This is a genomic window from Thiocapsa sp., from assembly GCF_011390875.1.
Taxonomy (GTDB): Bacteria; Pseudomonadota; Gammaproteobacteria; order Chromatiales; family Chromatiaceae; genus Thiocapsa.
Genome location: NZ_JAABRP010000216.1, coordinates 1 through 7,548, shown reverse-complemented (window position 1 = coordinate 7,548; position 7,548 = coordinate 1). Strand labels below are relative to the sequence as shown.

Annotated in this window: 8 protein-coding genes and 1 pseudogene; 6 read left to right on the top strand and 3 right to left on the bottom strand. The window is 63.5% G+C overall.

The window, feature by feature from the left end; genetic code table 11:
• The first annotated feature begins 23 nt into the window (after window positions 1–23).
• Both GPT33_RS15490 and GPT33_RS15485 read left to right on the top strand, forming a co-directional pair.
• Window positions 24–640: pseudogene (locus GPT33_RS15490) on the top strand (alpha-E domain-containing protein).
• The gene (locus tag GPT33_RS15485) at window positions 637–1,539 is read left to right on the top strand and encodes a transglutaminase family protein (RefSeq protein ID WP_296810562.1); all 903 of its coding nucleotides are present in this window, start codon (window positions 637–639) and stop codon (window positions 1,537–1,539) included. Before GPT33_RS15490 ends, GPT33_RS15485 begins: the two are co-directional and overlap by 4 nt.
• 185 nt (window positions 1,540–1,724) lie before the next feature.
• On the opposite strand, the gene nikR is transcribed toward GPT33_RS15485, so the two are convergent.
• Window positions 1,725–2,162: a nickel-responsive transcriptional regulator NikR gene (nikR, locus tag GPT33_RS15480; RefSeq protein ID WP_296810560.1), complete on the bottom strand. Its 438-nt coding sequence runs from the start codon at window positions 2,160–2,162 to the stop codon at window positions 1,725–1,727.
• A 92-nt stretch (window positions 2,163–2,254) separates the two neighbouring features.
• Window positions 2,255–2,860, bottom strand: coding sequence for a DUF2076 domain-containing protein (locus GPT33_RS15475; RefSeq protein ID WP_296810559.1), 606 nt, complete (start codon window positions 2,858–2,860; stop codon window positions 2,255–2,257).
• 228 nt (window positions 2,861–3,088) lie between these two features.
• On the opposite strand from GPT33_RS15475, the gene cbiM reads away from it, so the two are divergent.
• The 4 genes from cbiM to GPT33_RS15455 all read left to right on the top strand — a co-directional run bounded on the left by cbiM (window position 3,089) and on the right by GPT33_RS15455 (window position 7,076).
• Window positions 3,089–3,742 carry a cobalt transporter CbiM gene (gene cbiM / locus GPT33_RS15470; RefSeq protein WP_296810556.1) on the top strand — a complete coding sequence of 218 codons (654 nt, stop codon included), beginning with the start codon at window positions 3,089–3,091 and terminating at the stop codon, window positions 3,740–3,742.
• Between the two features lie 257 nt (window positions 3,743–3,999).
• Window positions 4,000–5,166 (top strand): ABC transporter permease, encoded by a 1,167-nt coding sequence (locus tag GPT33_RS15465; RefSeq protein WP_296810552.1) that lies wholly within the window; start codon window positions 4,000–4,002, stop codon window positions 5,164–5,166.
• Between the two features lie 51 nt (window positions 5,167–5,217).
• Window positions 5,218–6,054 carry an ATP-binding cassette domain-containing protein gene (locus tag GPT33_RS15460; protein ID WP_296810549.1) on the top strand — a complete coding sequence of 279 codons (837 nt, stop codon included), beginning with the start codon at window positions 5,218–5,220 and terminating at the stop codon, window positions 6,052–6,054.
• Window positions 6,051–7,076: an MlaD family protein gene (locus GPT33_RS15455; RefSeq protein WP_296810544.1), complete on the top strand. Its 1,026-nt coding sequence runs from the start codon at window positions 6,051–6,053 to the stop codon at window positions 7,074–7,076. Before GPT33_RS15460 ends, GPT33_RS15455 begins: the two co-directional genes overlap by 4 nt.
• A gap of 110 nt (window positions 7,077–7,186) precedes the next feature.
• Here the strand turns inward: GPT33_RS15455 and GPT33_RS15450 are convergent, their stop codons facing one another.
• A complete protein-coding gene (locus tag GPT33_RS15450) occupies window positions 7,187–7,360 on the bottom strand; it encodes a hypothetical protein (RefSeq protein WP_296810541.1) in 174 nt (57 codons plus the stop codon).
• Between the last annotated feature and the right edge of the window lie 188 nt (window positions 7,361–7,548).

The following is a 7,548-nucleotide window of genomic DNA, read 5'->3' as shown; positions in this document are numbered from 1 at the left end:
TGCGCGATCGCATCTCGAGCGAGATGTGGGAGGCGCTCAACGAGCTGTGGCTCTCTGCCGACAAGCATCTGAAGACGACACTGCAGCCCTGGCGCGCGGCCGAGTTCTACGCCTTCATCCATCGCCAGGTCGCGGCCTTCTTCGGTCTGACCCAGAGCACCATGATGCGGGGTCAAGCCTACGGCTTCATGGCGCTGGGTAGCCTCCAGGAGCGCGCGGACATGACCGCGCGCATCCTGGATACGCGCTACCACTTGCTGCTGCCGGATCTGAAGCTTGTCGGCTCGCCGTTGGACTACTACCAGTGGGGTGCGCTGCTCAAGTCGCTCTCCGGTTTCGAGGCATCCGCCCGATCGACGTGATCGAATTTGTGGTGCTCGACACGGATTTCCCGCGATCGCTCGCCTACTGTGTGGACGGTATGGAACGCGCGCTCGGGCGCATCGGGAGCTTGCCCGACGGAGCGATGCCCGAGCGTCTTGCGGCACTGCGGCGACATCTCGACGGCGCAACGCCCCAAGGGATTCTGGATCTCGGTCTGCACGAGTATCTCGATGACTTCCTGGGGCTCTTGGCCGATTTCGGCACGGCGCTGCAGAGCGACTATTTCGAGGCGCACCTGGGGGATGATGCTCAGTGAAATATCAGATCGAGCGGGTTTGTCGGATCCACTTCGCGGCCCCGGCACGCGAGCATCACGTCCAGATCCGCCTGGCGCCTTGGGACGACGAGAGTCAGTCGCTCCTGCAGATCCAGCTCTCGGTGGCACCCGACGCCGGCGTTGCCGCCTGTCGGGACGGGTTCGGTAACCTGTCGCATCACTTCGCGGTGATGGGGGCGCACCGGGAGCTTGCCTTCACCATGACGGCGGAGGTTGAGACCCTTCGCAGCAATCCTTTCGACTTCCCGGTGATTGCGCTGGCACGCGAACGCGCCTGGATCGACGACGCCCTTCGTCAAGCACCGCGCCTCTGGGACTTTGTCCTCCATCAGGGGCCACTGACCCCCGCGCTGCCTGAGCAGATCTGCGGACACCGGGTGCCGATCCTGCGTGAGGATCGACCTCTCCTGGAGCAGGTTCAGGAGGCGAGCGCCTGGATTCAGTCGGTGACCCCGTTCGACCCGAAGGTCGAGCTGCCGGTTGCCGCACTGCCTGCATTGTTCGACGCCGGGCGCGGCTGCGCCGCCGATCTGGCGCACCTCTTGATTGCCTTAATGCGGCAGTGGTCCATTCCAGCGCGATTCGTCTCCGGGTATCTGGACGCGAGCTATTTCGACCCGGACGACGAAGATCCGCCGGGCACGGAACCCCGCGAGCAGAGGCTCCACCACTGGGCAGAAGTGCTGATCCCGGGCGGTGGCTGGCGCGGCGTCGACCCGGCGATGGGGCTGCTCGCCGATGCGACCTACATGCGCGTGGCCGTCGGTCGCGATGCAGGCGACGTGCAGCCGCTGCGACAGACCTGTCGCAGCGACGGATCGGTGCCGGAGCTCGAAGAAACCCTAGCCGTCACGCCTATTGAACCGCGTCCGGAGTGATCTGCGAATATCTCGGATTCGTCGTGCCTCGTCCGACCAAAGGACGTCGTAGTCGACGCGGTTCAAGAATTTTAAAATATTGTTTTTCTTATCCTAAACCGCGTCGACTTCAGCACTTAAAGAGTGCTGTAACATCTCCATCGACTCGACGATCTCCGAGAACACCGGACGCGGTTTAGCGCGGTTCAGTTCTGGACGCGCGAGGCCCGCGTCAACTCAGAGAACCGCACCCCCCGCAACCCGCCGATCTCCAGACTCAGCCGCTCGATCTCGGCCGGCATGCCGCGAATGATGATGGTCTCCAGACAGTTATGATGGTCCATGTGGACATGGGTCGTCGCCACAACGTGGATGTACTGACGATGCTGAATGTCCAGGATGTGCTGGGTGAGCTCGCGCTGATGATGGTCGTAGACGATGGTGAGCACGCCGGCGACCTCCACGTCGCCGCGCTCCCAGGTCTCCTCCACGATCCGCTCGCGGATCAGGTCGCGCACCAACTCGGAGCGCGAGGCGTAGCCCTTTTTGACCACGCGTCGATCAAGCTCGTCCAGCAACGGGCGGGGCAGGGAGACGCTGAAGCGGATGGTTTCCTCGCGAACGCTTTCCTCGACAGAAGACATGTCGGGCCTCTTAAACCGCGCCGAGCGCGGTATGCGATGTTTCTCGATGGGATCGCCCCGGCGGATTTGACGGCCGCTGGAGACGCCGCGGTTTAGAAGTCATCGAAGCCGTCGAAGTCGCCCATATCGCCGTCGTCCAGCATCTGTTGGTCGTATTCCGAATCCAGCCCCGGATCTTCAACAGGTTCGTCGGTCGCCTGTGCCTCCTCCGCGGCGAAGAGGCCGGTCAGCAAGTTGGCCATCATCACGCCGCCCGCAACCGCAACCGCGGTCTGGAGTGCCGATCCCAGGAAGCCGCCGCCCGCCCGGTTCGATTGACCGGGCTGCATGCCGCTCATCTGAAACGAACGACCCAAGGTTCGGCCGGCCGGAATGCCCGGGGCACCCGCACGCGGGTTCGGTGCTCCGAACAGGCTGTCGAGGAATCCGCCCCCGGTCGGTCGGTTCGCCAGATCTTGCTCCAGCTCCTGCACGCGTTGGCCAAGTGTCTCGATGGCACGTTCCTGGACCAGGATCGCTTGGGCCATGTAATAGGGTGCCGCGGGCTGATGCGCGACCGCCGCGGCGATCTGCTGCTCCGCAGCCGGGTCGCGCGGTCCGGTTTGGTGCTCGGCCTGTCGCAGCTTGCCGAACAGGTCGTCGATGATCCGCTGCTCGTTTAGTCTCTGCTCGTCTTGGCTTTGCTTGTTGTGGTCCATGCCTCGCCTCCAAAGGTGAATCAAGTCGAATTGCTCCAACCACCTAAAGATATCCGGTCGGACACCGAGACTCCAATGCTCAGTCCCGCGGGATGAGGGCTCGGCGGGACTCGCCTTTGCCGTCGGCCCGGGTAGACGCCTGCAAGGCCGGGTGCTACCTTCGCGGGTATTACCACTTGTTCTTAGGTACTACGCGACTCGGCCTTTGGCCGGGCCTCGAAAACAGCTATGCACATCGTCGACGGTGTTCTCGATGCGCCCGTCCTGATCGGCGCCTCTATGCTCGCGGTTGCCGGCGTCGCTCGGGGGTTGAGCGCGCTCGATACCGAGTCCATCCCACGTGCCGGGCTCCTGACGGCCGTCTTTTTCATCGCCTCTCTGATCCACGTGCCGGTCGGTGCGTCGAGCGCCCATCTGATGCTGACCGGACTGATGGGTTTGCTGCTCGGTTGGGCAGCCTTTCCAGCGATCCTGGTCGGCCTGCTGCTGCAGGCTGCCTTTTTCGGGTTCGGCGGTCTGACCGTGATCGGAGTCAATACACTCAATCTGGCCCTTCCGGCGGTCGTGATCGGCCTGCTCGCGCAACGCTTCTTGATGCGCTCGGACATCTCTCCTCGGTCGGCGACGGTGCTCGTAGCCGGTTTCTTGGTCGGTGCCTTGTCGTTCGGCGTGTCTGCCGTGTCGGTCGCCGGTGTGCTTGCGCTGAGCGGGAGCGAATTCCTCGTGGCGGCGAAACTGATCCTGATCGTTCAGGTCCCGGTGATGCTCGTTGAAGGTGCCATTTCCGCTGCGACCTTGCGTCTTCTCTTGAGCGTGCGTCCCGAGCTGCTCCCGGCGGTTGCAAGCGGTCGCCTTCTGCCGGCCGGGCGGACGAGCATGTAGGCGCGACGTGGGTGACGATTCAGAAACACGTTAAGCATGTGCGCAAGTCACGTGTCGGAAATCAGTTGAGCACGGTATCGATACCCGTTTCATCTGATTGCCGGACAACACCGTGGCGTCGGCTTGAGCCCGGCGCGAAAAGGCTGTCCGGATGTCAAATGGAACGGCTCTATCCTCTTCATCCATGTCCGTAACATTCCTAAACGCGCCCGCAGACTTGCGCTGCATGGCCCGGCATGCGCATCCTTGTCGGTGCCATGACAGACTCCGTCTCAACTCCGCTCAAGCCGCACCCCGCCGCGCGGATCGCGCTTGTGCGCGACCAGGCCGGCCGCGTGGTTTTGGCGATCGGCGGAGCTTGGCAGCTCGACGCTGATCTGCCGGACCTGGATCGGATCGATGCCGAGCTGTTCACCGAGCCGGGTCCCACGTCCGTTGCTTTCGAGACCTCGGATCTGGTCGCTTGGGACTCGGGCCTCGTGAGCTACCTCGCCTCCCTGGCCTGGCGGTGTCGGGAAAGCGGCATCGCGATGCAGGAGGAGGGGCTGCCCGATGGGATTCAAGCGCTGTTGCGTTTGGCCTCTACGGTGCCGGAGCGACGCGCCGAGGGTCGCGACGAGCATGCCGACCCCTTTCTGCGGCGTTTCGGACTGGACTTCATCGATCTGGCGCGCTCCACCGGCGAGATCCTCGCCTTCATCGGCGAGGTCACTCTCGCACTGCGCTCGATGCTCGCGGGGCGTGCGCGTTTCCGGCGCTCCGAGCTGTGGCTGCTGGTCGAAGAGGTCGGTGCCGATGCCCTGCCGATCATCAGTCTCGTCAGCTTTCTGGTCGGACTCATCCTGGGCTATATCGGCGACCAGCAGCTGGCCCAATTCGGTGCACGGATCTTCGTCGCCGACCTCGTCGGGCTGGCCATCGTCATCCAGATGGGCGCGCTCATCACGGCGATCGTGCTCGCCGGGCGGACCGGGGCGGCCTTTGCGGCGCAGCTCGGGAGCATGCAGGTGAACGAAGAGATCGATGCCCTGCGCACCATGGGGATCTCGCCGGTCGAGTTCTTGGTCTTGCCGCGACTGATCGCGCTGGTGGCCATGACGCCCCTCCTGGCGGTCTACGCAAACCTGATGGGGCTCCTGGGCGGTGCCTTCGCCGGCACCGTGGTGGGTGGTCTCAGCCCGACCGAGTATTTCACCCAGACGGTTGCGGCGATCGGCTGGAACCACATCACGCAAGGCTTGATCAGCGCGACCGTCTTCGGGGCGATCGTCGCGGTGTCGGGTTGTCTGCGCGGCATGCAGAGCGGACGCAGCGCCGCCGCTGTCGGCGAGGCGACGACCTCGGCCGTGGTCACCTCGATCGTCTTCATCGTGATCGCCTCGGCGGGCCTCACCATCGTCTTCGACGCGATCGGGCTGTCTTAACCCGCTGCCGCGCCGATGTCGATCCAAGTCGCAGATGACAGGACCGACCACATGTCACCCGATGGGCCGACAAAGCCGCCGAGCGACTCGCCGAGAGTCCCTCCGGTATCCGAGCCCATATCCGAGCCCACTTCCGAACAGGCGGATCCACATATCCTGCTCGATGCCGTGTCGGTCGGCTACGGCGAGACGGTAATCCAGCACGATCTGAGTTTCGGTGTCCGGCGCGGCGACGTTTTCGTCATCATGGGCGGCAGCGGCAGCGGAAAGAGCACCCTCATGCGCAGCTTGATCGGACTCCTGGCGCCGCAATCCGGGCGGATCCTGTTCGACGGCGAGAGTTTTTGGGACGCGCCCGAACACGCGCGCACCCGACGGATGCGGCGCAACGGTGTCATGTATCAGAGCGGTGCACTCTGGAGCTCCATGACACTCGAAGAGAACGTCGCCCTGCCGCTCGAGCAATATACCGACCTGCGGCGCAGTCAGATCCACGAGGTCGCGGTCTACAAACTGGCCTTGGTCGGGCTTGCGGCCTATTGCGACTACTATCCCTCCGAGATCAGCGGGGGGATGCGCAAACGCGTCGGTGTTGCCCGCGCGATGGCACTTGATCCGGATATCCTTTTCTTCGATGAGCCCTCCGCGGGGCTGGATCCGCTGAGCGCACGTCTGCTCGATGACTTGATCCTCGAACTGCGCGAGAGTTTGGGGACAACCATGGTCGTCGTCACGCACGACCTCGCCAGCATCTTTACCATCGCGGACGACTCGGTGTTCCTCGACGCCGCCACGCAGACCATGCTGACGACGGGAAACCCCCGAGATCTGCGCGAGCATTGCGAGATCAAACTCGTCCGTGATTTTTTGAGCCGAGGAGGCGAATGAGCAAACAGGCCAATCCGACCGTGATCGGCGGCTTCGTGCTCGGGGCCTTGACCCTGGTCGTGATCGCGATCCTGGTGTTCGGCAGCGGTGCGCTCTTTCGCGAGCGGGTACCGATGGTGACCTATTTTCCGGGCTCGGTGCAGGGGCTGAGCGTCGGCGCCGGTGTGCAGTTCGAGGGGGTGACGGTCGGACGCGTGACCGGGATCGAGCTCAGCTTCTCGCCGGATTCCGGGATCTTCAGCGTGCCCGTGACCTACGAGGTCTGGCCCGACAGCGTGCGCATCCTCGGGGCGGAGTCGGATGAGTCGCCCGCGCAGATCCTGCGGCGCTTGGTGACTGATCGCGGTCTGCACGCCCGGCTCGAATCGGTAAGCTTCGTCACCGGTCAATACATGATCGCACTTCAACTGGTTCCCGGCCGCCCGCCGCGCCTGATCAAGGATCCGGATGACGTCGTCGAGGTACCTGCGATCGAGGCGACGCGCGACCGGATGTCCGAGATGCTCGAAAACCTGCGGCTCGATGATCTGGTCAACGAGGCCGCGCTGACCCTGGCCTCGGTTCGGCAGTTGATCGGTTCCGGGGAAATGCTGAGGTTGCTCGAGACCCTGAACGCGACCCTGGACGAGGCCCGGATCCTTTTCGGAGACCTCGAACGGGAGGTGGCACCACTCGCACGGCGCCTGGATTCGACCCTCGAAGACTACAGCGCGATGGCGCGAGCGGTGCAAGCTGGTGTGGTACCGGTGACGGAGAACATCGAAACGGTTACCGAAGAGTTGGCGCTGTTGGTGCGCCGGGTCGACGAGCAGGTGGTTCCGCTCTCGGGCGCGACTTTGACCGCGCTCGGCGAGGTCGAGGGTGCCATGCGCTCGCTGGGGGCCTTGACCGGCGACGCCTCCGTGACCCGCGTAAGGCTGGACCGATTCCTCGTCGAAGCATCGGCCGCGGCTCGGTCGCTTCGGGATCTTGCCGACTATCTGGAGCGGCATCCCGACGCGCTGCTGCGCGGTAAGCGATAGCGCGCAAAAGGTTGCTGTCGAAGCCGCCGATTTCGGATTTTGGCGGCCCCGAAACGAATCAGGCCCGGTACGCAAGCGTACCGGGCCTGATTCGCCGAGGCGGGACTCGATTAGAAGTCGAGGAAGCTCACGGTTTTGGTCGAGTCGGCGGAAACCGCCTGCACTTCGACGACCGGCTCTTTCGTCTCTTCGTTTGCGAGACGCTCAGACTCCGGCATGACCATCGTGGTTTGGACTCCGCCCACGAGCAGAGCGACTGCGGCAAGAACACCTAAGGCACCCATGGTACATCTCCGATTTCGAGTGATTGCTGATATGGGAATCATTATATAAGCATATTCTAATTAAGCAAGTCCTAATTTTGATGATCGTCGCCCGAGGTTATCCGGCACCCCGTCCGCTCGCGGTGTCGCTTGTGCAGGTACCTTTGAATGGTCGCTAATATTAGCGATTATTGATCACGATCAACGCT